24 protein-coding genes and 1 tRNA gene are annotated in these 25472 nt (G+C 64.2%); 13 read left to right on the top strand and 12 right to left on the bottom strand.

Going from position 1 to position 25472, the window contains the following annotated elements:
* Positions 1-19 precede the first annotated feature (19 nt).
* From CAG46_RS22515 to trxA, 3 genes are read left to right on the top strand one after another with little or no spacing between them, the layout of a single operon-like run.
* Positions 20-472 (top strand): YbaY family lipoprotein, encoded by a 453-nt coding sequence (locus CAG46_RS22515; RefSeq protein WP_085617802.1) that lies wholly within the window; start codon positions 20-22, stop codon positions 470-472.
* Positions 473-1144: a methyltransferase gene (locus CAG46_RS22510; protein WP_085617800.1), complete on the top strand. Its 672-nt coding sequence runs from the start codon at positions 473-475 to the stop codon at positions 1142-1144.
* 31 nt (positions 1145-1175) lie between these two features.
* The gene (gene trxA, locus CAG46_RS22505) at positions 1176-2048 is read left to right on the top strand and encodes a thioredoxin (protein ID WP_085617798.1); all 873 of its coding nucleotides are present in this window, start codon (positions 1176-1178) and stop codon (positions 2046-2048) included.
* Positions 2049-2163: 115 nt separating this feature from the next.
* Here trxA and CAG46_RS22500 read toward each other — a convergent pair whose 3' ends face one another.
* A complete protein-coding gene (locus CAG46_RS22500) occupies positions 2164-2508 on the bottom strand; it encodes a hypothetical protein (protein ID WP_085617796.1) in 345 nt (114 codons plus the stop codon).
* 130 nt (positions 2509-2638) lie between these two features.
* On the opposite strand from CAG46_RS22500, the gene CAG46_RS22495 reads away from it, so the two are divergent.
* The 5 genes from CAG46_RS22495 to CAG46_RS22475 all read left to right on the top strand — a co-directional run bounded on the left by CAG46_RS22495 (position 2639) and on the right by CAG46_RS22475 (position 6661).
* Positions 2639-3247 (top strand): DUF2796 domain-containing protein, encoded by a 609-nt coding sequence (locus tag CAG46_RS22495; protein ID WP_085617794.1) that lies wholly within the window; start codon positions 2639-2641, stop codon positions 3245-3247.
* Positions 3248-3958, top strand: a complete 711-nt coding sequence (locus CAG46_RS22490) for an ABC transporter ATP-binding protein (RefSeq protein WP_025337516.1) — start codon at positions 3248-3250, stop codon at positions 3956-3958.
* A complete protein-coding gene (locus tag CAG46_RS22485; RefSeq protein ID WP_085617792.1) occupies positions 3958-5223 on the top strand; it encodes an ABC transporter permease in 1266 nt (421 codons plus the stop codon). Before CAG46_RS22490 ends, CAG46_RS22485 begins: the two co-directional genes overlap by 1 nt.
* Before the next feature lie 150 nt (positions 5224-5373).
* Positions 5374-5868, top strand: coding sequence for a DUF3299 domain-containing protein (locus CAG46_RS22480; protein ID WP_075044449.1), 495 nt, complete (start codon positions 5374-5376; stop codon positions 5866-5868).
* A gap of 109 nt (positions 5869-5977) precedes the next feature.
* Positions 5978-6661 (top strand): OmpW family protein, encoded by a 684-nt coding sequence (locus tag CAG46_RS22475; protein ID WP_046615944.1) that lies wholly within the window; start codon positions 5978-5980, stop codon positions 6659-6661.
* Here the strand turns inward: CAG46_RS22475 and CAG46_RS22470 are convergent.
* Entirely contained in the window at positions 6649-7860 is a 1212-nt protein-coding gene (locus tag CAG46_RS22470) for an MFS transporter (protein ID WP_085617790.1), read from the bottom strand. The two genes, CAG46_RS22475 and CAG46_RS22470, sit on opposite strands and share 13 nt — an antisense overlap.
* Positions 7861-7962: 102 nt before the next feature.
* On the opposite strand from CAG46_RS22470, the gene CAG46_RS22465 reads away from it, so the two are divergent.
* On the top strand, positions 7963-8406 hold the full coding sequence (locus tag CAG46_RS22465) for a helix-turn-helix domain-containing protein (RefSeq protein WP_085617788.1): 444 nt from the start codon (positions 7963-7965) through the stop codon (positions 8404-8406).
* 130 nt (positions 8407-8536) lie between these two features.
* Here CAG46_RS22465 and CAG46_RS22460 read toward each other — a convergent pair whose 3' ends face one another.
* Positions 8537-9469 (bottom strand): NAD-dependent epimerase/dehydratase family protein, encoded by a 933-nt coding sequence (locus CAG46_RS22460; RefSeq protein WP_025337510.1) that lies wholly within the window; start codon positions 9467-9469, stop codon positions 8537-8539.
* Positions 9462-10346: a sugar nucleotide-binding protein gene (locus CAG46_RS22455; protein ID WP_038407862.1), complete on the bottom strand. Its 885-nt coding sequence runs from the start codon at positions 10344-10346 to the stop codon at positions 9462-9464. Before CAG46_RS22455 ends, CAG46_RS22460 begins: the two co-directional genes overlap by 8 nt.
* A gap of 264 nt (positions 10347-10610) precedes the next feature.
* On the opposite strand from CAG46_RS22455, the gene CAG46_RS22450 reads away from it, so the two are divergent.
* Together CAG46_RS22450 and CAG46_RS22445 are read left to right on the top strand one after the other, a co-directional pair.
* The gene (locus CAG46_RS22450) at positions 10611-11651 is read left to right on the top strand and encodes a TauD/TfdA family dioxygenase (protein ID WP_085617786.1); all 1041 of its coding nucleotides are present in this window, start codon (positions 10611-10613) and stop codon (positions 11649-11651) included.
* Positions 11652-11668: 17 nt separating this feature from the next.
* Positions 11669-12463, top strand: a complete 795-nt coding sequence (locus CAG46_RS22445) for a TSUP family transporter (RefSeq protein WP_085617784.1) — start codon at positions 11669-11671, stop codon at positions 12461-12463.
* An 8-nt stretch (positions 12464-12471) separates the two neighbouring features.
* Here CAG46_RS22445 and CAG46_RS22440 read toward each other — a convergent pair whose 3' ends face one another.
* A complete protein-coding gene (locus CAG46_RS22440) occupies positions 12472-13281 on the bottom strand; it encodes a helix-turn-helix transcriptional regulator (protein ID WP_025337507.1) in 810 nt (269 codons plus the stop codon).
* Positions 13282-13459: 178 nt separating this feature from the next.
* Here CAG46_RS22440 and CAG46_RS22435 point away from each other — a divergent pair, with 178 nt between their 5' ends.
* Together CAG46_RS22435 and CAG46_RS22430 are read left to right on the top strand one after the other, a co-directional pair.
* Complete coding sequence (locus CAG46_RS22435) at positions 13460-14902, top strand: sodium:alanine symporter family protein (protein WP_025337506.1); 1443 nt, start codon at positions 13460-13462, stop codon at positions 14900-14902.
* A 72-nt stretch (positions 14903-14974) separates the two neighbouring features.
* Complete coding sequence (locus CAG46_RS22430) at positions 14975-15964, top strand: asparaginase (RefSeq protein WP_085617781.1); 990 nt, start codon at positions 14975-14977, stop codon at positions 15962-15964.
* Positions 15965-16090: 126 nt separating this feature from the next.
* Here CAG46_RS22430 and CAG46_RS22425 read toward each other — a convergent pair.
* The 7 genes from CAG46_RS22425 to fdnG form a co-directional block, all read right to left on the bottom strand.
* A tRNA-Sec gene (locus CAG46_RS22425) sits at positions 16091-16186 on the bottom strand.
* Positions 16187-16192: 6 nt separating this feature from the next.
* On the bottom strand, positions 16193-18115 hold the full coding sequence (gene selB, locus CAG46_RS22420) for a selenocysteine-specific translation elongation factor (protein WP_085617779.1): 1923 nt from the start codon (positions 18113-18115) through the stop codon (positions 16193-16195).
* The gene (gene selA, locus CAG46_RS22415; protein ID WP_085617777.1) at positions 18112-19539 is read right to left on the bottom strand and encodes an L-seryl-tRNA(Sec) selenium transferase; all 1428 of its coding nucleotides are present in this window, start codon (positions 19537-19539) and stop codon (positions 18112-18114) included. The genes selB and selA overlap by 4 nt, the downstream gene beginning before the upstream one ends.
* A gap of 159 nt (positions 19540-19698) precedes the next feature.
* Positions 19699-20619, bottom strand: a complete 921-nt coding sequence (gene fdhE / locus CAG46_RS22410; RefSeq protein WP_085617774.1) for a formate dehydrogenase accessory protein FdhE — start codon at positions 20617-20619, stop codon at positions 19699-19701.
* Between the two features lie 4 nt (positions 20620-20623).
* Positions 20624-21280, bottom strand: a complete 657-nt coding sequence (locus CAG46_RS22405) for a formate dehydrogenase subunit gamma (RefSeq protein ID WP_075044437.1) — start codon at positions 21278-21280, stop codon at positions 20624-20626.
* The gene (fdxH, locus tag CAG46_RS22400) at positions 21277-22227 is read right to left on the bottom strand and encodes a formate dehydrogenase subunit beta (RefSeq protein WP_085592035.1); all 951 of its coding nucleotides are present in this window, start codon (positions 22225-22227) and stop codon (positions 21277-21279) included. The genes CAG46_RS22405 and fdxH overlap by 4 nt, the downstream gene beginning before the upstream one ends.
* Positions 22227-25295 (bottom strand): formate dehydrogenase-N subunit alpha, encoded by a 3069-nt coding sequence (fdnG, locus tag CAG46_RS22395; RefSeq protein ID WP_137162867.1) that lies wholly within the window; start codon positions 25293-25295, stop codon positions 22227-22229. The genes fdxH and fdnG overlap by 1 nt, the downstream gene beginning before the upstream one ends.
* Between the last annotated feature and the right edge of the window lie 177 nt (positions 25296-25472).

Genomic DNA, 25472 nt, shown 5'->3' with positions numbered 1-25472 from the left:
GCCCGTGAAGGACTACCCCATGCACTACCGAGCGCTCGTCGTGCTGTGCTGCGCCGCCCTGCTCGCCGCCTGCGGCAGCGACAGGCCGAAGCCCGACACCCCTCCGGCACCCACGCCAGCCCGCACGGCCAAGCCGGCCGCAGTGCTGGGCCCGCTGCCGGCCTACCAGCGCGAGCTGAGCGGCACCTTGCTGGCAATCCCGGCCGGTGCCGACGTGGAGCTGGCCTTGCTGGTCATCGACGAACGCGACCGCCCACAACGCCTGCTGGCCAGCAGCAACCTGACTGGCACCGGCCAGGCCCTGCCCTACCAACTGCGCTTCAACCCCGAGGCCTTCCCCGCCGGTGCCCGGGTCGAGCTGCGCGGCCGCGCCAGCAGCTCTGGCCAGCTGATCCTGCACCTGCCGCCGGTGCGCATTACCCAGGCCCAGACCCAGGCCATCGGCCCGCTGCGTTTCGAGAAGGCGCCGTAAGTGGCGCCAGTCTCCCTACACCAGCCCCTGCAACAGGCCCTCAGCGGCCTGATCGGCGAAGCGCGTCTTGTGGTCAGCGAACTGCCCGGCTGCGACCTCAAACTGTGGCTGATCGACGACCAGAACATGGACCGCGCCTTCAGCAGCGAAGAGACCCGGCGCATTCTTGAAGAACCGCCCTACTGGAGCTTCTGCTGGGCCAGCGGCCTGGCCATGGCCCGTTACCTGGCCGAGCACCCGGAATGGGTAGCCGGCAAGCGCGTGCTGGACTTTGGCGCCGGCTCCGGTATCGCCGGTATTGCCGCCGCCCGCGCCGGTGCGCTGGAAGTGGTGGCCTGCGACCTCGACCCGCTGGCACTCGATGCCTGCCGCGCGAATGCCGCGCTGAACGGGGTGGAACTGGGTTACAGCAGCGATTTCTTCGCCGAAGACGACCGCTTCGATCTGATCCTGGTTGCCGACGTGCTGTACGACCGCGCCAACCTGCCGCTGCTGGATGCCTTCCTCGGCCGCGGCCGCCAGGCGCTGGTGGCCGACTCGCGGGTACGCGACTTCAGCCACCCGCTGTACCAGCAGCTGGGCGTGCTGGAAGCGCTGACCCTGCCGGACCTGGCCGAACCGCACGAATTCCGCCGGGTCAGCCTGTACCACGCCAGCCGCGACACCTTATAGTGGTGTTATCCACGAGTTTGCGAGAGTCGCGATGACCCAAGACACGCCTTACATTTTCGACGCTACCGATGCCACCTTCCAGCAACTGGTTATCGAGAACTCCTTCCACAAACCGGTGCTGGTGGACTTCTGGGCCGAGTGGTGCGCACCGTGCAAGGCACTGATGCCACTGCTGGCGAAGATCGCCGAGGGTTACCAGGGCGAGCTGCTGCTGGCCAAGATCAACTGTGATGTGGAGCAACAGGTGGTTGCCCAGTTCGGCATCCGCAGCCTGCCGACCGTGGTGCTGTTCAAGGACGGCCAGCCGGTGGACGGCTTTGCCGGTGCACAGCCAGAATCGGCGATCCGCGCCATGCTCGAACCACATGTGCAACTGCCCGCCGCACCCAGCGCATCGCCGCTGGAGCAGGCCAAGGGGCTGTTTGCCGAAAGCCGTTTTGCCGAGGCCGAAGCACTGTTGCAGGCACTGCTGGGTGAGGACAACAGCAATGCCGAGGCGCTGATCCTGTATGCCCGTTGCCTGGCCGAGCGCGGGGAGCTGGGTGAAGCCCAGGTGGTGCTGGATGCGGTCAAGACCGACGAGCACAAGGCCGCGCTGGCCGGCGCCAAGGCCCAGCTGACCTTCCTGCGCCAGGCTGCCAACCTGCCGGAAGTGGCCGACCTGAAAAGCCGCCTGGCACAGAACCCTCAGGATGACGAGGCGGCCTATCAGTTGAGCATCCAGCAACTGGCGCGCCAGCAGTATGAAGCGGCGCTGGAAGGGTTGCTGAAGCTGTTCCAGCGTAACCGTGGCTATGAGAACGGGCTGCCGCAGAAGGCGTTGCTGCAGGTGTTCGAGCTGCTGGGCGGTGATCACCCGCTGGTCGGCGTGTATCGTCGCAAGTTGTCGGCGGCGATGTTCTGACCTGTACCGGCCCTATCGCCGGCAAGCCAGCTCCCACCTCGACCGCATTGGTTTCAAGCCATGTGCAGTCCCTGTGGGAGCTGGCTTGCCGGCGATAGGGCCAGCACAGGCAACTTCACCCCACCCAGTGATACACCGGCGCGTCCACGCCACTTTCCACCTTAACTTCACTGCTATGCCGCAAGCGCACCAGCAGCCGTTTACCCGCCGCCGTACTCCCCGCCAGCCCTTCCAGCCGATCCAGCAATTCCGGCCCGCTCATCTGCCCTGCCAGGCGCAACACCTCACGTGCCGCAGTCCATTGCCCGTCATCCTGACGAGTTGTCGCCACGATTTCCGTTGCTGCATTCTGCGGCACCGCGGGCAATTCGATCTGCCGCCCCAGTTGCGCCCACTCTTCAGGCGCCAGCTCGATGGTCAGATCCACAGGCCAGTCACCAATCTGTCCACGAATTCTCATGCTGCATTCCCTGAACCCAAGTCAATGCCACCATCCTACCCCAACATGAAACCTGCGCCACGCAGGCTGGCAGCACGCCGAAAAGTTGTTATAACATAACCCAATCTTCCCGCCCGCTCCGGAGTCGTCCATGCGTCGCCTGTTGCTCGCCCTGCCCTTCGCCCTGCTGCCCCTGGCCGTGGCCCATGCCCACGATGATGACCATGATCACGACCACGCCCACGGCACCCTCGGCGCCCACGAGCATGGCGTGGCCAAGCTCAACGCCGTGCTCGATGGCAACACCCTGGAGCTGGAGCTGGACAGCCCGGCAATGAACCTGGTCGGCTTCGAACACGCCGCCAACAGCGACGCCGACAAGGCCAAGGTCGCGGCGGTGCGCCAGCAGCTGGAGCAGCCACTGAAGCTGTTCGGCCTGCCCGCTGCCGCTGGCTGCAAGGAAGACCAGCAGGAACTCGAAAGCCCGCTGTTCGGTGATGCCCCGAAAGCCGACGACGATGGGGACGAGCACGAGCACCAGCACCAGCACCAGCACCAGCACCAGCACCAGCACCAGCACAGCGACATCGGCGCCCATTACCAACTGACCTGCGCCAACCCCGACAAACTGACGCAGTTGGACCTCGCTCCGCTGTTCAAGGCCTTCCCGGCCACCCAGAAGATCAACGTTCAACTGATCGGCCCCAATGGCCAGAAAGGCGTGGAAACCACACCGGCCAAGGCCGCGGTCGCGTTCTGAATGCGCCAGCCGTTGATCGAACTGCATGACCTGGTGTTCGCCTGGCCCGGCCAGCCGGCGCTGCTGGATATTCCGGCATTCCGCCTGGAGGCTGGCGAGGCCCTGTTTCTCAAGGGCCCCAGCGGCAGTGGCAAGACCACATTGCTGGGCCTGCTGGGCGGGGTGAACGTACCGGGCCAGGGCCGCATCCAGTTGCTCGGCCAGGACCTCGGCCGCCTGGGCCAAGGCGCCCGTGACCGCTTCCGGGTCGACCACACCGGTTATATCTTCCAGCAGTTCAACCTGCTGCCGTTCCTCTCGGTACGCGAAAACGTCGAGCTGCCCTGCCGCTTCTCGCGCAGCCGCAAGGCCCGCGCCGAGCAGCGCCATGGCAGTGTCGACCAGGCAGCCAGCACCTTGCTGGCCCACCTGGGCCTGGACGACCCCGCCCTGCTCGCCCGCCGCGCCGACAGCCTGTCGATCGGCCAGCAGCAACGGGTCGCTGCCGCCCGCGCACTGATCGGCCAACCCGAACTGGTGATCGCCGACGAACCGACCTCGGCGCTGGATGCCGACACCCGCGAAGCGTTCATCCGCCTGTTGTTCGATGAATGCCGCGCCGCCGGTGCCAGCCTGCTGTTCGTCAGCCACGACCAGAGCCTGGCGCCGCTGTTCGACCGCCACCTGTCGCTGGCCGAACTCAACCGTGCCGCCAAGCCCCGGGAGGCCTGATGTACCTGCTCCGCCTTGCCCTGGCCAGCCTGGCCAACCGCCGCTTCACCGCATTCCTCACCGCCTTCGCCATCGCCCTGTCGGTGTGCCTGCTGCTGGCCGTGGAACGGGTCCGTACCGAGGCCCGGGCCAGCTTCGCCAGCACCATCAGCGGTACCGACCTGATTGTCGGCGCCCGCTCCGGCTCGGTGAACCTGCTGCTGTACTCGGTGTTCCGCATCGGCAACGCCACCAACAACATCCGTTGGGACAGTTATGAGCACTACGCCAAGGACCCGCGGGTGAAATGGGCCATCCCCATCTCGCTGGGCGACTCGCACCGTGGTTATCGAGTGATGGGCACTACCGGCGACTACTTCAGCCATTACCAGTACGGCCGCCGCCAGCACCTGGAATTGAGCCAGGGCCGCGCGTTTGCCGATGATCCGTTCGAGGTGGTGCTGGGTGCCGAAGTGGCCGAGGCATTGCACTACAAACTGGGCGACAAGCTGGTGCTTGCCCACGGCGTGGCCGCAATCAGCCTGGTCAAGCACGACGACAAGCCATTCACCGTGGTCGGTGTGCTCAAGCGCACCGGTACGCCGGTCGACCGCACGCTGCATATCAGCCTGGGCGGCATGGAAGCCATCCACATCGACTGGCACAACGGTGTGCCGGCCCGTGGCGCCGGGCGTATCAGCGCCGAGCAGGCACGGACCATGGACCTGCAGCCTGCCGCCATCACTGCGTTCATGCTCGGCCTGAACAGCAAGATCGCGACATTCAGCCTGCAGCGGGAGATCAATGAATACCGCAGCGAGCCGTTGCTGGCGATCCTGCCCGGGGTAGCCCTGCAGGAGCTGTGGAGCCTGATGGGCACCGCGGAGCAGGCGTTGTTCGTGGTGTCGCTGTTCGTGGTGCTGACCGGCCTGATCGGCATGCTTACGGCGATTCTCACAAGCCTCAACGAACGCCGCAGGGAGATGGCGATATTGCGCTCGGTTGGCGCCAGGCCGTGGCATATCGCAGGGCTGCTGGTGCTGGAGGCACTGTCGCTGGCGGCGGTCGGGATCGCTGTCGGGCTTGGCTTGCTGTATGCGGGAATCGCCCTGGCACAGGGGTATGTGCAAGCCAACTATGGTTTGTATTTGCCGCTGGCCATGCCGAGCGCTCATGAATGGACGTTGCTGGCTATCATCCTGGGAGCTGCGCTGTTGATGGGCAGCGTGCCGGCGTGGCGGGCCTATCGGCAGTCGTTGGCCGATGGCTTGTCCATTCACCTCTGAGGGCGTGCAATGATCCAATACCTCACTGCCTTCTTCGCGGGTGAACCCGCTCCCACAAGGTCCACCACAAGCTTCAAAGCCTGTGCAGGACCTGTGGGAGCGGGTTCACCCGCGAAGAGGCCAGTACAGGCAGTACAACTACTCCTGGTCATGCTGCTTTCACTGGCATCGCCCACCTGGGCCTCGGAACCCCGCGAACTTGACTGGCCCGCCCTCATCCCCGAAGGCGCCCCGGTCATCCCGCCCCAACTCGCGCCGCTGCACGACATGTCGCAGCTCAGCAATGCCCTGTCCGCCGAGTCCGCCCCACCGGCGCGCCAGCAGGCACCCGACGCCCCGGTGGTAAAAAGCCTCGACGGCCAGCAGATCAAACTGCCCGGCTACATCGTGCCGCTGGAGGTGAGCGAAGAAGGCCGCACCACCGAATTCCTGCTGGTCCCCTATTACGGCGCGTGCATCCACGTGCCACCACCACCCTCGAACCAGATCGTGCACATTTTCAGCGAAATGGGCGTGCGCGTAGAAGACCTCTACCAGCCCTACTGGATCGAGGGAAAGCTGCAGGTTAGAGCCTCCAGCAGCGAACTGGCCGATGCCGGCTACCAGATGGAAGCCGAGAAAATATACGCTTATGAGCTGAGATGAGAACTGTTTCGAATTCGTGACGACGCTTCTTTGAGCTGGGTCAAACTTTCTGTTTAACGGCATCCGTACCATTGGACTACTCGATTACTCACGTCCTCTGGGAGCTTCCATGAACAAGTCCTTGCTCAGCGCCGCCCTCGCGGCCCTGGCGCTCGCTGCCCCTGTCGCCCACGCCCACCAGGCAGGCGATATCATCGTCCGCGCAGGTGCCATTACCACAGCTCCCAACGAAAGCAGCGGCGACCTGAAATTCGACGGCAACAAAGTCTCGGGCACCAAGGCGACTCTGGACAGCGACACCCAACTGGGCCTGACCTTCGCCTATATGCTCACCGACCACATCGGCCTCGAGCTGCTGGCTGCCACCCCGTTCAAGCACACCGTCGGCGTCAAAGGCCTGGGCGGCGGCCTGGACGGCAAGCTCGCCGACATCAAGCAGCTGCCACCGACCCTGTCGTTGCAGTACTACCCGATGGAACCGACTTCCAAGTTCCAGCCGTATGCCGGCGTCGGCATCAACTACACCCTGTTCTTCGACGAAGACCTCAGTAGTGCACGCAAGCAGCAGGGCTTCAGCAACCTGAAGCTGCAAGACTCGGTCGGCATCGCCGGTCAGCTGGGCATGGACTACATGATCACCGACAACTTGCTGGTCAACGCATCGGTCTGGTACGTCGACATCGACACCAAGGCCAGCGTCAACGGCCCGAGCGCACTGGGCTACAGCAAGACCAAGGTCGACGTCGATGTCGACCCGTGGGTGTACATGGTCGGCCTTGGCTACAAGTTCTGACCTGAACACTGCAGGGCGGCTTCGGCCGCCCTAGCGCGTTGCAGCCATAGCCAGTACCCCAGCGCCACCGCGCTGATGCCCATCCCAAGCCCACACACCGCTGCCCAACCCCAATGGGCATACACCCAGCTCGCCAGCACTGCCCCCACTCCACTGCCAAGCGAATAGCAGCACATGTAGGCGCCGATCAACCGGCTGGCCATTGCACCACGCCCGGCCAGCAGCAGGCTCTGGTTGGTGACATGCACCGCCTGCACGGCAAAGTCCAGCATCAGCACACCCAACCCGAAGACCATCAGTGAATGCCCGACGAAGGCCGTGGGCAGCCATGACAGCACCAGCAGAACCAGCGCCAGACCGGTGGTGCGCTCCCCCAGCCCCTGGTCGGCCAGGCGACCGGCGCGCGCTGCCGCCAATGTGCCGGCAACACCCGCCAGGCCGAACAGACCGACCTCGGTATGGCTCAGCGCCAGTGGCTCGGCACTCAGAGGCATGACCATGGCACTCCAGAGCACGCTGAACGCAGCGAAGATCAACACGCCGAACAGCCCGCGCTGACGCAGCAGCCGGTCGTGCCGGTACAGCCTGAACTGGGCAACGATCAGCGCCCGGTAGCCAGACCGCAGCGACACCGGTTGCCCCGCGGGCAGGCTGCGCCACAGCACCAGGGCCAGCAGCATCAACAGCCCTGCGGCAATCAGGTACACGCTGCGCCAGCCAGCCAGGTCGGCAAGCCCGCCCGAGACCAGCCGTGCCAGCAGAATGCCCAGCACTATGCCGCTGGTGACGGTGCCCACGGCCTGCCCTTGCTGGCCGGGGGCGGCAAGGCTCGCTGCATGCGCCACCATCACCTGCACCATGACCGCCATCAGCCCGGTGATGGCCAGGGCCAGCAGCAATAGCGCCCAGTTGGGTGCCATGCCTACCCCAACCAGCGCCAGGGCCGAGAACAGCAACTGCCCGAGCAACAGGCGCTTGCGGTCGATCAGGTCACCCAGCGGCACGATCAGCAACAACCCCAGTGCATAGCCCGCCTGGGTCGCGCCTACTACCCAACCGATCTGCTGCTGCGCCACGCCCAGGTCAGCGGCCATCGACTCGAGCAGAGGCTGGGCGAAATACACAGTCGCCACGGCCATGGCGCTGGTGATGGCCAGCAGCAGGGTTATCCAGCGTGTCAGTGTCAGTGCAGGGTTCATCGGGCTGGCCTCGTCAATCTGGTTTCGAATTGAAACCACATGCTGGCTATTTAGCAAATGTGGTTTTAATCTGCAACCAGATGATCAAGAAAGGCCCTGTCCATGCTCGATGAAAACAATACGCAATGCCCCGTCGCCAGGGCCCTGGAGGTGCTGGGAGACCGTTGGGCGCTGATGATCCTGCGCGACGCCTTCGATGGCCTGCGGCGCTTCAGTGAATTCCAGAAGAACCTGGGGCTGGCGAAGAACATCCTCGCCTCACGGCTGAAGTGGCTGGTGGAGAGCGGGCTGCTGACGCTGCAGCCGGCGTCGGATGGCAGTGCCTACAAGGAGTATGTGCTGACCGAGAAAGGGCGATCGGTATTCCCGGTGGTGGTTGGCTTGAGGCAGTGGGGGGAGCGATTTCTGTTCGAGGCGGGTGAGGTGCGTTCGGAGTTGGTGGATGGTGATACGGGGCAGGCGCTGGAAACGCTGCAAGTGCGGGCCCGGGACGGGCGGGTGCTGGCGGCAGGGGATTGCCTGCGAAAAGTGGTGCGGCATGAGTGATTCTGGGGCTGCTGCGCAGCCCATCGCGACACAAGGCCGCTCCTACAGCGACCGCGCAACCTCGGCCTGGCGCGATCGCTGTAGGAGCGGCCTTGTGTCGCGATAGGGGCGCAAAGCGCCCCCAAGCAATTCAGCCCTTGCCCAGAAGCCGCGACAAGCCCTCGACCATCGGCGTCGCCTGCGGAAACTCGAACCGCGCCAACAAGCGCTGGTTATCCGCCCGCGAATGGCGAATGTCACCCGAACGTGCCGCCACATAGCTGACCGCCGGCAAGCTACCCACCACCTTCTCAAGCGCTGCCAGCAACTGGTTGAGCGATGTGGCCTGGTTGAGACCGATATTCACCGCCCCCTCCTCGACCTGCGGCTGCTCCAGCGCCTGCACCATCACCTGCACCAGGTCGCCCACGTAGAGAAAGTCCCGGGTCTGCTCGCCATCACCGAACACCGTAATCGGCAAACCCTTCACAGCGCGCTCGGAGAAAATGCTGATCACCCCGGAATACGGCGAGGACGGGTCCTGGCGCGGCCCGAAGATATTGAAGAAGCGGAACACCACCGGCTCCAGGCCATGCTGACGACGGTAGAAGTCCAGGTACTGCTCACTGGCCAGCTTGTCCACGGCATACGGGGTCAGCGGCGCCTTGGGGGTGTCTTCGGCAATCGACTCACCTTCACCATTGTTGCCATACACCGCCGCACTGGAGGCGAACAACACCCGGCGCAGTCCATGCACGCGCATGGCTTCGCACACGTTGAGGGTGCCGATGAAATTGCTCTGGTGGGTCCGCACCGGGTCCTCGACCGAGGCCTGTACCGAGGCCACCGCTGCCAGGTGCACCACGGCACTGCAGCCAGCCGCAACCTGCGTGACCAGACCGGCATCGGCAACATCGCCTTCAACCAGTTCCAGGCGTGGGTGGCCGACCTGCAGGTTGCCCCGCTGGCCTGTGGAAAAGTCGTCGAGAATGCGTACGGCGTAGCCTTTGTCCAACAACGCATCGCACAGGTGGGAGCCAATGAAGCCGGCACCGCCGGTGATCAGGATGGGGGCGTCAGCCATGGCGGTAGAACCGGTCCAGTAGAGGCGGCAGGCCGGCGCGCCAGGCGCGCGGCTTGATGCCGAAGGTATGAAGGATTTTCTTGCAGGCCAGTACCGCGTGCTGCGGCTCTTCGCTGGCATCCGGCCGTGCGGCATGGGCCTGCGGCGTCGGTGCCTGCACGGCCAGCTGGCGGTACTGGCCTGCTTCGGTAAGGATCGCCTGGCCCAGCGCCAGCGGCGTGGTCGCCTCGTTGCCGGCGTAATGGTAGGTGCCCCACAGCGGCGCACTGCAATCGAGTTGCTTGAGCACCGAAAGGATCACCCGGGCGGCGTCGTCGACCGGCGTCGGGTTGCCACGCCGGTCATCGGCCAGCAGCAGTTCCTGTGGTTGCTCGGCGCGGGTCAGGAAGCGCCCCAGCGCCCCGTCGATGCTTTCGTCGAGCAGCCAACCAAAGCGCAACAGCACGTGCTGCGGGCAAGCCGCGCGCACGCTCTGCTCGATGCGCCACAGGGCCTGGCCACGCAGGCCCAGCGGTACCGGCTCGTCCTTTTCGCTGTAGGCCGTGGCCCGCGAACCATCGAACACGCGGTAGCTGGAAGGCTGCACCAAGGTGATCTGGTGGTGCTGGCACAGCTCCGCCAACCGCTCCACAGCCCGCTCCTGCTGGGCCAGGCGCTGCTCACTGACCGACTCGGCCTGGAACCAGTCGAAGTAATAGGCCAGGTTGACCAGGGCATCGGGACGATGATCGTCGAGCAGCTGGGTGAGGCTGGCCGGCGTCCAGCCGTTCTCGGGCGGACGCGGCGCCAGGAATGCGATGTCCTCCTCGGCCCCAAGACGAATCAGCGCTTGCCCGAGGGCATTGCCACCACCCAACAGCATTAGGCGCATACGCATAGAGTCAGCAGATCCGGAGAGGTTGGTTGAAGGAAAGGGGCCATTTTGCGGTTTCCTGCCCGGGAAGTCCAACACCGGACCCGTTCGATGCCACAGGCGGTATTGATTCCAAAGTTCCACAGTTCAATACCACCATAGGCAGAAATCTCCTACGACATACCAGGAACGAGCTGACTTCCATGCCGCAGCACAACCGCATTGAATAGTTGACTCCCCCACTTGCCAGCCGGGGAGCTTCACAAAAACAAGTACAGGGAACGTTCAATGCCTCGTTCGGAAGTTGCATACCTGGATTTCAGCCCGGAGCAAAGCAAGGCCATAACCTTTGCAAGCCAGACCATTGCTGACTTGGGTGGCCCGGAGACCAAAGGAGTAGCACTTCAGGCTCGTGTATTCGCCGATCAACTCGAGCAAGCCTTGAGTGAGGAACAGCGTGCACTGTTACAACGCTTCAGTGAAGGCCAGCTATCTGCCTTGATGTACAGGCAGATGCCTTGTGCCAACGAGCCAATACCAGAGTACCTGCCCGACATTTCCGCCCTGGCGCAAAACCCTCGCTGCCAATACCTTGCCTCCCGCAATCAACTGCTGCTGGAGCTCGTGCGCTACCGCAGTTTCGCCTTCGATATAGACAACGATGGTAAACAGGTTCGCCTGGTCGGCAACTTCAAGGGCGGTGGCCGCATCCCGCGGCTCGACGAAAATCCCTGCCTGGAAGTTGAAACCAGCTCGCATGCGGGCTTGCGCTTGGGGCCGCACACTGAAGCGCCCTACAACTGCTCGACAATTTCCACCAATGCCAACTCCCCTGCTCCCTCTGCACTGATTCTGACTGCACGCTGGAACCCCGCCAATGAACCTACGAATGTCTTCCCGCTCCGGGAAATCATCGAACGCCTGGGTAGTCTGGACACACTTGCGCTGACTTCAACGTCCTTCGACTTTACCCGCAGTGACTGCTTCGCTCACGGACAAGGCAATGCAGGCAAAGCAGTTTCAATGCTGCAATTCGAGCCCAATGGTGGTTTCTCTGTTCGTTACAACAGCTATCGCTTCAGCCTGAATGAACGCGCCTGCAGCGCAGCGGCGCGCGCTTTCGACGCCTTTCAGAAAGCACTGGATAACGCTCGACCACTAGCGTTTGTCCTGCAGCCTGACAGCGCACTGTTGATCAACAACAGCCGAGCCTTGCACGGCCGCGACATGGTCCAGGACAACCGGCGGCTGCTCATCCGTCAATTCGGATACTCCCCCTTCGCAGTACCGTTGGTGCTCGCTGAAGACCCACTGCTCGTGCGTGGCTGATCACAGGAAAACACCCCATGATCGAATTCGACGTAACGCTTGTTCTGACACTCGCACTGGTGGCACTGATGGCCGGCTTTTTCGATGCCATCGCCGGTGGTGGTGGCCTGATCACACTGCCGGTGTTGTTCATTGCCGGTATCGAACCCTTGGCGGCAATTGCCACCAACAAGTTCCAGGCGGCTTCGGCTACGGTTTCGGCTACGTGCGCCTTTGCCCGCAAAGGCATGATCGACTGGAGACGAGGCAGTCCAATGGCTGTCATGTCATTTATCGGAGGGGCGTTGGGTGCCTTGTCGATAACTTACGTGCCCAAAAGCGTTCTGCAGGCGTGCGTCCCACCACTGCTGATTCTGATAGCCGCCTACTTTGCCTTCAGCCCAAAGCCGAATGAACAAGCGCGCAAGGCAAAGGTATCGACCAGCCTGTTCTGCGTGGCGGTTGCACCGATCATTGGCTTTTATGACGGTATCTTCGGCCCTGGTGTCGGCTCGTTCTTCATGCTGGCCTGCGTGATCCTCTTGGGCCAGCACTTGATACAAGCCGTGTGCACCAGCAAGCTTTTGAACGCTGCCTGTAACCTGGGCGCATTGTCCGTCTTTTCACTCAGCGGGGCGATCATCTGGCCACTGGCGCTGGCGATGGCGTTCGCGGCTTTTGTGGGGGCTCAATTGGGCGCACGCTGCGCAGTGCACTTTGGCCCACGGCTGATCAAGCCATTGCTGGTCTGTGTTTGCTGCATCATGGCAATCAAGTTGCTGCTCGACCCAGGCAACCCTGTTGGCGAGTGGTTACATCAACTTGTTCTCTGAAAAAAGCATCACTCTATTTCGAACAGACTGTTACGCAACGGCCCCACGCTGAGGCGCTCACGCACATCGTCATCTATGCGGGGATCATCCGGCTGGTACAGTTTTACCTGCCGGTAGACATTTATGCGATTGATCTCCTCTCCCAGGTAGTCCCACACAACCCGAGTGCAGGCCGGGTTGCGCCGGTCGCCGCTGGATACGCCGGCCTTCAGGCCGTTGAGGCGGGTAATGCGGCTTTTGAAACTGGGGATGAGGATAGTCTGGCTCATCTCGTTGAACGTCAGCGACTCGTAATCGACCAGGAACATCCGGTCCTGCAACTGGAACGCCGCTCCCAGATAGCGACAACGCACCTCGGCATGGGGGTTGGTGGCGCTGGAACGCTCCTGGCGTTCCTGGCGTTCGAAAAGGAACTGCCCGCGCTCCTCCCACAGGTGAACCAATGACACCAGGACCGTGCCCGGAACCGACATGCAGTTGGAATATTCCAGGTAGTAACCGCAATAGCGCGACAGGTTCCCCGCATGGGCGTGCAACGGACGGAACAGATCACTGATCGGGTCGCCAGGCTGCTCGGCCGGGGTCGACACGCGAGCACCGATCAGGCGGCTGAACTGCTCGGGTGGCAAATGCAATTCGTAATCTTCGACCCCGAAGAAATCGCCGATGCGCTTGAGGTTGTAGGCCGTCGGGCGGCTCTGCCCGCTCAGGTACTTGTTGAACTGCGCGCGGTTGATCGACAGCTGGCGGCAAACTTCGGAGATAGAGCGGTAGTGGCTGCAGGCCAGTTTGAGGTTGGTAGCGAAATGATCGCTCATGACTCGGGACTCAGGTGACGCGAATGGCGCAATTGTAGCATCAAGTTGCACCAAATCAGAGCAACCCGCGAAATTGTAACCGCTCTTGTCATAGCCAACCATGCGCCCCACGAATAGCGGTGCGCCTGCCGTCCGCTGATCTTTCCACACGAACAATAAGAATCGAGGTCATTTTCCAATGCTCGAAGTACTCAACGATTTCCTCTCGGGGAAACTTCTCATTGTGCTGATCGTAGGGCTGGGTAGCTACTTCACCATCCGTTCCCGGTTCGTCCAGTTCCGCCATTTTGGCCACATGTTCGGTGTGTTCAAAGAATCGCTGCGTGGCCAGGCAGGCCAGCTGAGCTCCTTCCAGGCCCTGATGCTGAGCCTGGCCGGCCGCGTGGGCGCCGGTAACATCGCCGGTGTCGGCATTGCCGTGACACTGGGTGGACCAGGCGCTGTGTTCTGGATGTGGGTTACCGCACTGGTGGGCATGTCCAGCAGCTTCTTCGAATGCACCCTGGCCCAGGTCTACAAGCGCGCCGATGGCGACGGCCTGTACCGTGGTGGCCCGGCCTACTACATCCAGCACGGCCTCAAGCTGAAAAGCATGGCCATCGTGTTCTCGATCCTGCTGCTGGTCACCTACGGCTTCGCCTTCATCGGCCTGCAGTCGTACACCGTGACCCACTCGCTGCAGAACGCCTTTGCCTTCGACCCCAAGCACACCGGCATCGTCCTCGCCGTGCTGCTGGCCATCACCTTCATTGGCGGCATCAAGCGCATCGCCGCGGTGTCCGACCTGCTGGTACCGGTCAAGACCCTGGCCTACATCGGCGTGACCCTGTACGTGATCGGTACCCAGATCGAGCACGTGCCAGCCATGCTGGAAACCATCTTCAAGAGCGCCTTCGGCCTCGACCCGGCATTCGGCGGCCTGCTCGGCAGCGCCATCGTCATGGGCGTGAAGCGTGGTGTGTTCGCCAACGAAGCGGGCCTGGGCAGTGCGCCGAACGTCGCCGCCGTGGCCGCCGTGAAACACCCTGGTGCCCAGGGCGTCGTCCAGGCCTTCAGCGTGTTCCTCGACACCTTCGTGATCTGCACCTGCACCGCGTTGCTGATCCTGTTGTCGGGCTTCTACACCCCGGGCTTCGAAGGTGACGGCATCGTCCTGACCCAGAACTCGCTGGCCGCCGTGGTCGGTGACTGGGGCCGCGTGTTCGTCAGCGTGGCGCTGTCGCTGTTCGTCTTCACCTGCATCCTCTACAACTACTACCTGGGCGAGAACAGCCTGCAGTTCCTCAGCCGCAACCGCGTGGTACTGATGGTGTTCCGTGGCCTGGTGCTGGCGCTGGTGGTATGGGGTTCGATGCAAGACCTGTCGACCGTGTTCGCCTTCGCCGACATCACCATGACCTGCCTGGCCTTCGTCAACCTGGTGGCCCTGGCCCTGCTGTTCAAGGTCGGCCTGCGGGTGATGCGCGACTACGACGACCAGCGCAAGGCGGGCGTCGACCAGCCAGTGTTCGACTCGGCCAAGTTCACCGACCTGGACCTGGACCGCAATGCCTGGCCTGCCAATCCGCAGGCGGAAACAGCCACTGACAAAGCAGTCGGCCAAGCTCAGACGCAGCGCTGATATCCTCTCCTGCCCAGCCGCCCCGTCCGCGGGCGGCTTTTCTTTCTCCGCTCATCGCTACGGATGCTTTCCATGCGTGCAGTAAAGAATCTTCTCGTTCTCTATACCGGTGGCACCATCGGCATGCTCGAAACACCGGAAGGCCTGGCGCCGGCTGGTGGTTTCGAAGCGCGGATGCGTGAACACTTCGCCCAGCTGGCCGATGCGCCCCAGGTGCAATGGACCCTGCAGGAACTGAACCCGCTGCTCGACAGCGCCAACATGCAACAGCACAACTGGCTGGCGATGCGCGATGCAATCGTCGCAGCGGTAGAGGTGGCTGGCCATGATGGCGTGCTCGTACTGCATGGTACCGACAGCCTGGCCTACAGCGCCGCGGCGTTGTCGTTCCTGCTGCTGGGCCTGCCGGTGCCGGTGCTGCTGACCGGCTCGATGCTGCCGGCGGGTACCGCGGACAGCGACGCCTGGGACAACCTGTGCGGCGCACTGCGCCAGTTCGAACAGGGGCTGGAAGATGGCGTGCAGCTGTACTTCCATGGGCAGCTGCTGCATGGCTGCCGGGCGTCGAAGCTGCGCAGCGAGGCGTTCGATGCATTTGCCGCGCTGCCGCGTCATCGTGACAGTGAGCGCGCAACGGCGATCCCTGCCGAGCTTGGCTACAAGCACCCGCGCCAGCCGGTCAACCTGGCGGTAGTGCCGGTGTTCCCGGGCCTGCAGGCCGGGCATTTGCAGGCACTGCTGGGCAGCGGCGTGCAGGGGTTGCTGCTGGAGTGCTACGGCAGCGGTACAGGGCCGTCGGATGACCAGGCGTTGCTGGATGTGCTGAGCGCGGCACGCCAGCGGGGCGTGATGCTGGCGGCTATCAGCCAGTGCCCTGAGGGGTCGGTGGTGTTCGACACCTATGCGGCGGGTAACCGCTTGCGCGGGGCCGGGCTGGTCAGTGGCGGTGGCATGACCCGGGAGGCGGCGCTGGCCAAGATGGTTGCGTTGCTGGGGGCCGGGCTGGATGCCGACACGGCGGAAAGGTGGTTTGCCCTGGATCTGTGTGGGGAACGGGCCTGAGTGTTGCCTGGTCTGGCCCTATCGCCGGCAAGCCAGCTCCCACAGGGATAACACAAGGCCTGAGGCCTGTGGAGTACCTGTGGGAGCTGGCTTGCCGGCGATAGGGCCCTGACAGGCAAAAGAAAATGGCGGAAGGCAGCGGGAGTCGAACCTGCCCGGGAACGGCTGCCGTCCCCAACCGGGTTTGAAGCCCGGCCGCGCCACCGGGCGCGATTGCCTTCCTTGAACTCAGTGCCTGGCCTGCTGCTGGGCCAGGGCGCTGTCGGCGCGAATGTGACGCTGATCGGCCACCCTCCGGGTCAAGCCGATGCGGTCGAAGTACTCCAGAATCTGCACACTGCGCTTGCGACCGATGCCCAACATATCGCGAAACGCGGCAACCTGCACTATCGGCGTTTCACTGGCCTGCCCCAGCAGCAGCTCTGCCATGCGCTGTAGCGTCGCCTCGGGGTAGAACAGGTCGCGCACCACCTGGTGCACCATGCCCAGCCGGGCCAGCTTGCGCAGCAACAGGCGCACATCGGCTTCGGCACAGTTTTCCTCGCTCGCCAGCGTCCTGACCCAAGGCGGATCGTATTGCCCCGCCAGCAACTTCGGTTGCAGACTCGCCCATAACGCACTGTCGGCTTCGCTCAGCTGTACCTTGTGATCAGGCAGGTGCAGCCAAGGCCCGCTGCTGGCAATGGCGCCGTCCTCGAGCAACTCATCCAGCAGGCTGACAAAAGCGGGCCGCTCCAGCGGCAAGGCCGCAAAGCGGCGCAGGCGGTCGCGGTCCGGGCCGAGCTGGTCGGGCTCCTGTTCATGGAACCGCGCCAGCTGCTCCAGCACCTGGCGCTTGAGCGCCTGCCACCGGGCACTGGCAAACAGCAGTTGGCCCTGCCGCGTGGCCACCACCAGCACGTCTTCCGGCAACTGCCAGGTTTCGCGCAGGCGATTGAACTGCCGCTCCAGACGCTGTGGGTCGATACCCCCTGGTGCGCTGGCGAGCAGTGCCGGCAAGGCCTGCTCCAGGTCCTCGGCATCACGCAGCACCTGCAATTGGCGCAGGCGCTCATCGCTGCGACGCTGACGGCTTGGCGCGAACGGGTCGAGCACCTTGCCGCCCCCCAGGGTGCGCTGGGCACGCTGGTCGCGCAGCACCAGGCGGTCGCCGTGTACCGCCTGCAGCGGCGCGTTGAGCAGCAACTGGGCGAACATGCGCTGGCCCGCCGCCAGGGTTTCACCTTCGAGCAAGGCCACCCGGGCGGTTACGTCCTGGGTGCCGAGGTGCACGTGCACAGCGCTGAAATGTTCGAAGGTACGGGTCTCGCCCGGCAACAGGTTCAGCTCGATATCCACACGCACGCTGGGCGCATGCAGCCACTCGGGCACCAGCCAGTCACCCCGGCGCACCTGCTCCACCGCCAGCCGTTCGGCAGCGATGTTCAGTGCCACCCGCTGGCCCGCCTCGGCCACCAGCGCGGCCTGGTTCTGCGCATGCAGGCCACGCACCCGCACCGGTTTGCCGGCCTTGCCCAGCAACAAGGTGTCGCCGGCACTGACCCGCCCAGCCAGCGCCGTGCCCGTGACCACAACACCCGCACCGGTAACGGCGAAGGCGCGGTCGACGGCCAGACGGAAACCGCCACGCACGCTGCGCTGGCGCACGCGCTGTTGCGCGGCCAGCAAGGCCTGGCGCAGGGCATCGATACCTTCGCCGGTCACACTCGACAACGGAAACTGCCGTGCACCAGCATACGGGCTCGGCGCCAGAAGCTCGCTGACCTGTGCCTGCACTTCGACCAGGCGGGCCGGCTCTACCCGGTCACATTTGCTGATCGCCACCAGGGCCTGAGGGATGCCCAGCAGCTCGATGATCGCCAGGTGCTCTCGGGTTTGTGGCATCACCCCATCGTCGGCCGCCACCACCAACAGCACCAGGTCGATGCCGTGGGCGCCGGCCAGCATGTTGTGGATAAAGCGCTCATGGCCCGGTACATCGATGAAGCCGGTCAGTGCTGCCCCCTCGGTCAACGCCGCATAGCGGTAGCCAAGGTCGATGGTCATGCCACGGGCGCGCTCCTCCTGGCGATGGTCACCGGCCTGGCCGGTCAGGGCCTGGAGCAATGCGGTCTTGCCGTGGTCGATGTGGCCGGCGGTACCAACGATCACTGTACCGGCCCCAATTGCAGGGCGGGCAACTGCGCCAGCCACTGGGCTTCGTCATCCAGCTGGCGCAGGTCCAGCCACAGTGCGTCGTCGGCGATACGGCCGAGCACAGGCACCGGCAAGTCACGCAAGGCCCGCTCCAGCACATGCAGGCTGCGCCCGCGCAGCTTCTTCGACACCTGCGGGCGCAGGCACAACGCCGCGCTCGGCAGGCGGGCCACCGGTTGGCTGCCACTGCCAATCATGCCCAACGCCAGCTCCACACTGACCGCCCATTGTTCGCCGAGGCGGGCCTTGAGGTCTGGCGCCAGGCGCTCGGCCTGGGACTGGATTTCTACCTGGCTGCGGGTCAGCAGGCGCAGACTGGGCAGGCGCTCGGCCAGGCGGTCGGGGTTGCGGTACAGCGCCAGCACCGCTTCGAGTGCGGCCAGGGTGATCTTGTCGACCCGCAGCGCGCGCTTGAGCGGGTTCTTCTTGATCCTGGCGATCAGTTCCTTGCGCCCGACGATGATTCCGGATTGCGGCCCGCCCAGCAGTTTGTCGCCGCTGAAGGTGACGATATCGGCGCCGTCAACCAGGGCCTGGCGCACGGTCGGCTCGGCGGGCAGGCCCCAGCGAGTAAGGTCAAGCAGGCTGCCGCTGCCAAGGTCTTCAAGCAACGGCAAGTCATGTTGGTGGGCGATGCGCGCCAGCTCGGCGGTGGGCACCTGGGTAGTGAAGCCCTGAATGCTGTAGTTGCTGCAATGCACCCGCATCAGCAGGCCGGTACGTGGGCTGATGGCGGCCTCGTAGTCACGGGCGTGGGTACGGTTGGTGGTGCCGACTTCGTGCAGCTTCACGCCGGCGCGAGCCATGATGTCGGGGATGCGGAAGGCACCGCCGATCTCGATCAGTTCACCGCGGGAGATGATCCCCTCCTTGCGCGCGCCCAGGCTGTTGAGCGCCAGCAGCACGGCGGCGGCGTTGTTGTTGACCACGGTGACGGCTTCGGCGCCGGTCAGCTCGCGGATCAGGCCTTCGATCAGGTCGTCACGGTCGCCGCGCTTGCCGGTGGCCAGGTCGAATTCCAGGTTGAGCGGGTAGCGGGCGGCGGTCTGCATGGCCTCGATGGCCTCCTCTGGCAACAAGGCGCGGCCGAGGTTGGTGTGCAACACGGTGCCGGTGAGGTTGAACACACGGCGGACCTGGCTGCGTTGCTGGGTGGCCAGGCGTTCGCCGGTGCGGCCCAGCAGGACTTCAGCGGCCAGTTCGGCGGCACTGAGCTGGCCGGTGCGGGCGGGGTCGCGCAGGTCGTCGAGCAGTTGCCGCAGGGTGGCGAGGACCGCGTCGCGACCGTGGCGGTCGATCAGCGGGAGGCAGGCCGAGTGGCGCAAAAGGGTGTCGATGGAGGGCAGGCGTGGGGTGTCGCTGGCTAGGCTGGAGGACATGCGGTACTACCTTGGACTGATCCGTTGTCTGTACTGGCCTCTTCGCGGGTAAACCCGCTCCTACAGGGGCCGCGCAAGCCTCAGAAGCTGCGCGGGCCCTGTGGGAGCGGGTTTACCCGCGAAGAAGGCGACTCGGTCTTACAGTGTAGACACTCTCCATTACCCGGGTGCGAGCATCAGGTTCGGTGCCAACCGATGGAAGCCCTCCTCGTCCAGGCGAATGTCCAGTGCCAGGCTGGCCAGGTCATCGGCCAGCGGCTCGGCCGCCGCATCGTTTTCCAGGTAGTTCTGCTTCAGGTAGCTCTCGCACTCCGGGCAGCACTCTGCCCGTAGCGGCGCCTTGCCCGGCGCATGGCGGTCATCGTCAAGGCTGGTATAGCGCAGGTCCTTGCTCGACTCGCAGTACACGCATTTGACCCGCACCACATGCCATTCGCAGGCACACAGCGAACAAGCCAGGTAGCGCAGGCCATTGTGCTTGCCGCGGTTGCGCACCACCCCAGCCATCGCCGGCGAACCGCAGGCCGGGCACTGGGCCAGGCTGCCGGCGGGCTTGAGCTCTGGCGCGGGCAGCGCCAGCAACCAGCTGGACCAGGCCGCCTGCAAAGCCGCCCCAATGAACGGCACCAGCGCCGCGGGCACGGCATCGTACTGACCGGCGAGCAAGGCGATGCCCCAACCCTTGCGTTGATGGTCGTCACTGCTGCGCAGGGCTTGCAGCGCCTCCCCCAACGGACCGCTGGTGTCCGCGTCGAGGTGCTCAAGCAAGGCCTGCAACCAGACCAGCCACGACCCTTCCCGCACCAGGCTGTCCGCCGCCAGTGGCGGCAAACCATGACTTATGCACAGGCGCTGACGCTCCTCGGCCACCGGCATGCCAGCGGGCGGGTTATCCACAAGCTGCTGCTGGATACGGCACAAACGAGCCACCAGCTTCAGGTATTCGCCAAGGGCATTGCCTTCGGCCAGCTGCTCAAGGCGCGCGGCGCGCAGTTCGAACAGGTTGGCGGGGGGCAGGTGCAGAAACGGCGGCATCACTGCCGACGCTTCGATCTGCCCGGGTTCGAGTATCGTGCTCAAGCGCTCATCCTTCTTTTCGTCCGTGATTGCCCGGCGTCTTGTCACCGGTCACTTCGCGGTACCACAACTCATGGTGTTTGCGCGCCCAGGCGCGGCTGACCCAGCCATGCAGCATGGCGCCGATCGAGCCCTTGATCCAGATGCCGGCGTAGATGTGCACGATGATGCTGAGGATCAGCACGAACGCCGCCAGGGCGTGGAGCAGAGCGGACAGCCGAATGACCTCGATGCCGAACAAATGGCTGAAGTATGCGCGCCAGATCACCACGCCGCTGACCAGCAGAACCAGCATGCACACCAGCAGGGTCCAGAACAACAGCTTCTGCCCGGCGTTGTACTTGCCGATCGGCGGCACACCCTCCTCCTTGTTGAGCATCACCCGGTCCACGCGGCGCAGCCACAGGCGGTCGTTGGCAGTGATGAAGTTGGCCCGCCAGAAACGCAGCACCAGGCCGAGGAAGAACACGAACATCGCCACCCCGATGAAGGGGTGCAGGATGCGTGTCCACGGCCCACCGCCGAACAGGTTGCTGAGCCAGAACAGCGCCGGATGGAACAGCGCCAGCCCCGACAGGCCAGCCAGGACGAACAGGATCGCGACGACCCAGTGGTTGCTGCGCTCGTTGGCGTTGTAGCGCAGGATGGGTTTGTTGTCGTTCATGGTCGCTGCTCCCCTTGCCCACCGGGCTTGGTCGGATCATAGACATGGACCGACGGGTCCACCTGGTGCACGCTTTCATCCGCAGGTGCCGGGTGCTCGTCCTCCTCCACCCGCTGTGGCCCGACCCGCACATAGTGGAAGAACCCAGCCAGCACCGCCGCGCCCATGGCCAGCAGCGCCAGTGGCTTGGTGAAGCCCTTCCACAACCCCACCAGCGGGCTGATCACCGGCTGGTCCGGCAGGCCGGCGTACAGCTTCGGCGTGTCGGCATGGTGCAGCACATACATCACGTGGGTGCCGCCGACGCCGTCCGGGTCGTACAGCCCGGCCTTGTCGTAACCCCGCGACTGGAGGTCGACGATGCGCTCGGCGGCATGCACCTTCATCTCGTCCTTGGTGCCGAACACGATGGCCCCGGTCGGGCAGGTTTTCACGCAGGCCGGCTCCAGGCCCACGGTCACGCGGTCGGAACACAGGGTGCACTTGTACGCCTTGTGGTCCTTCTGCGAGATGCGCGGGATGTTGAACGGGCAACCGGTGATGCAGTAGCCGCAACCAATGCAGTGGTCCTGGTTGAAGTCGACGATGCCGTTGGCGTGCTTGATGATCGCCCCCGGGCTCGGGCAGGCCTTCAGGCAACCTGGCTCGGCGCAGTGCATGCAGCCGTCCTTGCGAATCAACCACTCCAGGTTGCCGTCGTCGCGCTCGTGCTCGGTGAAGCGCATCAGGGTCCAGGTCTCGGCGGTGAGGTCCTGGGGGTTGTCGTAGGTGCCGTGGTTGTGGCCGACCTCGTCACGCAGTTCGTTCCACTCCGAACACGCCACCTGGCAGGCCTTGCAGCCGATGCACTTGGTGGTGTCGATCAGCTTGGCGACTTCCTGCTGCTGGCGTACCGAAGGCGGTACGGTGGTGGTGGCCGAGCGGGCGATGATGTCTTGGCTGGCCATCAGAGTTTCTCCACTTTGACGAGGAACGACTTGGACTCTGGCGTCTGGGTATTGCCGTCACCTAGGAAAGGCACCAGGGTGTTGGTCAGGTAGCCATGCCGCGTAGCCCCGGTGAAGCCCCAGTGCAGCGGGATGCCGATCTGGTGCACAGTCTGGTTGTTGACCTGGAGCGGGCGAATCCGCTTGGTCACCACTGCCACCGCCTCGATGTGCCCGCGCTTGCTCGACACCCGCACCCGGTCACCGGCCTTGATACCTTTCTCGTTGGCCAGCACCTCGCCGATTTCGACGAACTGCTCGGGCTGGGCAATGGCGTTGAGCCGGCAATGCTTGCTCCAGAAGTGGAAGTGCTCGGTCAGCCGGTACGTGGTCGCCGCGTACGGGAACTCGTCGTGCTTGCCGAGGCTGTCCCACACCGAGTCGAAGACCCGCCCGGCCGGGTTGCTGGTGGCCTTCTTGTTCTGCGGGTGCAGCGGGTTGATGCCAATCGGCGTCTCGAACGGCTCGTAGTGCTCGGGGAACGGGCCTTCGGCCATCTTGTCGATGGCGAAGAAGCGCGCCACGCCTTCGGGGTTCATGATGAACGGGTTCATCCCCGCCTCGGGCGGCGAGTCGACCTTGAAGTCGGGCACGTCGGTGCCGGTCCAGGCCTTGCCGTTCCACCACACCAGGCGCTTCTTCTCCGGGTCCCACGGCTTGCCTTGCGGGTCGCTGGAGGCACGGTTGTAGAGGATGCGGCGGTTGGCCGGCCAGGCCCAGGCCCAGTTCTGCACCTGGTGCATGCCATACGGGTCGCTGTTGTCACGGCGAGCCATCTGGTTACCCTGCTCGGTCCAGCTGCCGGCAAAGATCCAGCAGCCGGACGCGGTGCTGCCGTCGTCCTTGAGCTGGCCAAAGCCCGCCAGTTGCTGGCCGGCCTTGAGCACTGCGCCAGTCGGGTCGGTGACGTCGGCCACCGCCCAGCCGTTCATTTCCTTGGCCAGTTCCTCCGGGGATGGCTCTTCAGGGACCTTGTATGGCCAGTTGATGTTCATCAGCGCATCAGGGTAGGCGCCGCCCTCGGCCTGGTAGCGTTGGCGCAGGCGCAGGAACAGTTCGCTCATGATGTGAACGTCGGTGCGGGTCTCGCCCGGGCCGTCGGCGCCCTTCCAGTGCCACTGCAGCCAGCGGCTGCTGTTGACCAGCGAGCCGTCTTCCTCGGCGAAGCAGGTGGTGGGCAGGCGGATCACTTCGGTCTGGATGTTGGCCGTGTCTACATCATTGAACGGCCCGGCGTTGCGCCAGAACTCCGAGGTCTCGGTGGCCAGCGGGTCCATGATTACCAGCCACTTGAGCTTGCCAAGGGCCGCGGTGACGCGGTTCTTGTCCGGCAGCGCGGCTATCGGGTTGAAGCCCTGGCACATGTAGCCGTTGACCTTGCCCTGGCCCATCATCTCGAACATGCGCAGCACATCGTAGGCCGGCACGTCGAGCTTGGGCAGCCAGTCGTAGCCCCAGTTGTTCTCTGCGGTGGCATTGGCGCCGTACCAGGCTTTCATCAGACTGACGTGGAACTTGCCGTAGTTCTGCCAGTACGACAGTTGCCCCGGGCGCAGCGGCTTGGAGGCACGCTTGTCGATATAGGCGGCATAGTCCTGCTCGGCATCGCCGGCCAGGGTCAGGTAACCCGGCAACGAGTTGGACAGCAGGCCGAGGTCGGTCAGGCCCTGGATGTTGGAGTGGCCGCGCAAGGCGTTGACCCCGCCACCCGGCATGCCGACGTTACCCAGCAGCAACTGCACCATGGCCGCACTGCGGATGATCTGTGCGCCGATCGAGTGCTGCGTCCAGCCAAGCGCATAGAGGATCGTCATGGTCTTGCCCGGTACCGAGCAGGTAGCGATCTCTTCCCAGATCTTCAACATGGCGTCCTGCGGCATGCCACAGGTCATGCTCGCCAGTTCCGGGGTATAGCGGCTGTAGTGCTGCTTCATCAGCTGGAACACGCAGCGCGGATGCTGCAGGGTCGGGTCGACCTTGGCAAAACCGTCCTCACCCAGCTCGTAACCCCAGCCGGACTTGTCGGCATACACGCGCTTGGCCTCGTCGTAGCCGCTGAACAGGCCATCCTCGAAACCATAGTTCTCTTTGACGATGAACGACACGTCGGTGTAGTTGCGCACGTACTCGTGCTGGATCTTGTCGTTGCTCAGCAGGTAATTGATCAGCCCGCCCATGAAGGCGATGTCGGTACCGGTACGGATCGGTGCGTAGTAGTCCGCCACCGAAGCGGTACGGGTAAACCGCGGGTCTACCACGATCAGCCGCGCCTTGTTGTGCGCCTTGGCTTCGGTCACCCACTTGAAGCCGCACGGATGCGCTTCTGCTGCGTTGCCACCCATCACCAGGACCAGATTCGCGTTGGCGATATCGGACCAGTGGTTGGTCATGGCGCCACGGCCGTACGTCGGGGCAAGACTTGCCACCGTCGGGCCATGTCAGACACGAGCTTGGTTATCGAACCCCAGCATGCCTGTTGCGCGGACGACCTTGTGGGTCAGGTAGCCAGCCTCGCTGGAGGCGGCGGAAGCAGCGAGAAAACCGGTGGTGAGCCAGCGGTTGACCGTTTGCCCCTGGGCGTTCTTTTCGATGAAGTTGGCGTCGCGGTCCTGCTTCATCAGGTCGGCGACGCGATCGAGCGCCTCGTCCCAGCTGACCCGCACCCACTCCTTGCTGCCCGGCTTGCGTACCTCGGGGTACTGCAGGCGGCTCGGGCTGTGGATGAAGTCCAGCAGGCCAGCGCCTTTCGGGCAGAGGGTGCCGCGGTTGACCGGGTGGTCGGCGTCACCTTCGATATGGATGATGTTCTGTTTGACGTTCTTGCCCGCATCGCCCTGGCTGTACATGATCAGGCCGCAGCCGACCGAGCAGTAGGGGCATGTATTACGGGTTTCTTTGGTATGCGCCAGCTTGAAGTGACGCACCTGCTCGGCGAATGCTGGTGTCGGGGCCATGCCCAACGCCGCAAGGCTCGAGCCTCCAAGGCCGACGGCGGCGACCTTGAAGAACTGCCGACGGTTCAGGTCCATCGTGCACTCCTGATCAGGTGGTGGACGCACGGAACATGGCCGGCGCCTCTTGGTAGTCACGGTGGCGGCCAATTGATGGCCGCCAACAGTTAAGACTAGCCAAGAATCGAGAAGGTGCGATGACATGGGTCAGCTGAAGGCGCTGTGTTGCCAGATTCGCGGGTAAACCCACAGGTA

The sequence above is a fragment of the Pseudomonas sp. B23(2017) genome (assembly GCF_002113725.1).
In the GTDB taxonomy this organism is placed as follows: domain Bacteria; phylum Pseudomonadota; class Gammaproteobacteria; order Pseudomonadales; family Pseudomonadaceae; genus Aquipseudomonas; species Aquipseudomonas putida_Z.
This window is presented reverse-complemented; position numbering and strand designations above follow the sequence as displayed.

Bases quoted from the DNA above. Each gene is read 5' to 3' on its own strand.
- CAG46_RS22450 (WP_085617786.1), top strand. From the start codon at position 10,611: ATGCCTCGTTCGGAAGTTGCATACCTGGATTTCAGCCCGGAGCAAAGC.
- CAG46_RS22460 (WP_025337510.1), bottom strand. From the start codon at position 9,469: ATGGCTGACGCCCCCATCCTGATCACCGGCGGTGCCGGCTTCATTGGC.
- CAG46_RS22430 (WP_085617781.1), top strand. From the start codon at position 14,975: ATGCGTGCAGTAAAGAATCTTCTCGTTCTCTATACCGGTGGCACCATC.
- CAG46_RS22445 (WP_085617784.1), top strand. From the start codon at position 11,669: ATGATCGAATTCGACGTAACGCTTGTTCTGACACTCGCACTGGTGGCA.
- CAG46_RS22455 (WP_038407862.1), bottom strand. From the start codon at position 10,346: ATGCGTATGCGCCTAATGCTGTTGGGTGGTGGCAATGCCCTCGGGCAA.
- CAG46_RS22475 (WP_046615944.1), top strand. From the start codon at position 5,978: ATGAACAAGTCCTTGCTCAGCGCCGCCCTCGCGGCCCTGGCGCTCGCT.
- CAG46_RS22500 (WP_085617796.1), bottom strand. From the start codon at position 2,508: ATGAGAATTCGTGGACAGATTGGTGACTGGCCTGTGGATCTGACCATC.
- CAG46_RS22465 (WP_085617788.1), top strand. From the start codon at position 7,963: ATGCTCGATGAAAACAATACGCAATGCCCCGTCGCCAGGGCCCTGGAG.
- fdxH (WP_085592035.1), bottom strand. From the start codon at position 22,227: ATGGCCAGCCAAGACATCATCGCCCGCTCGGCCACCACCACCGTACCG.
- CAG46_RS22435 (WP_025337506.1), top strand. From the start codon at position 13,460: ATGCTCGAAGTACTCAACGATTTCCTCTCGGGGAAACTTCTCATTGTG.
- CAG46_RS22515 (WP_085617802.1), top strand. From the start codon at position 20: ATGCACTACCGAGCGCTCGTCGTGCTGTGCTGCGCCGCCCTGCTCGCC.
- CAG46_RS22480 (WP_075044449.1), top strand. From the start codon at position 5,374: ATGCTGCTTTCACTGGCATCGCCCACCTGGGCCTCGGAACCCCGCGAA.
- CAG46_RS22490 (WP_025337516.1), top strand. From the start codon at position 3,248: ATGCGCCAGCCGTTGATCGAACTGCATGACCTGGTGTTCGCCTGGCCC.
- CAG46_RS22440 (WP_025337507.1), bottom strand. From the start codon at position 13,281: ATGAGCGATCATTTCGCTACCAACCTCAAACTGGCCTGCAGCCACTAC.
- CAG46_RS22485 (WP_085617792.1), top strand. From the start codon at position 3,958: ATGTACCTGCTCCGCCTTGCCCTGGCCAGCCTGGCCAACCGCCGCTTC.
- CAG46_RS22405 (WP_075044437.1), bottom strand. From the start codon at position 21,280: ATGAACGACAACAAACCCATCCTGCGCTACAACGCCAACGAGCGCAGC.
- selA (WP_085617777.1), bottom strand. From the start codon at position 19,539: ATGTCCTCCAGCCTAGCCAGCGACACCCCACGCCTGCCCTCCATCGAC.
- CAG46_RS22495 (WP_085617794.1), top strand. From the start codon at position 2,639: ATGCGTCGCCTGTTGCTCGCCCTGCCCTTCGCCCTGCTGCCCCTGGCC.
- CAG46_RS22470 (WP_085617790.1), bottom strand. From the start codon at position 7,860: ATGAACCCTGCACTGACACTGACACGCTGGATAACCCTGCTGCTGGCC.
- trxA (WP_085617798.1), top strand. From the start codon at position 1,176: ATGACCCAAGACACGCCTTACATTTTCGACGCTACCGATGCCACCTTC.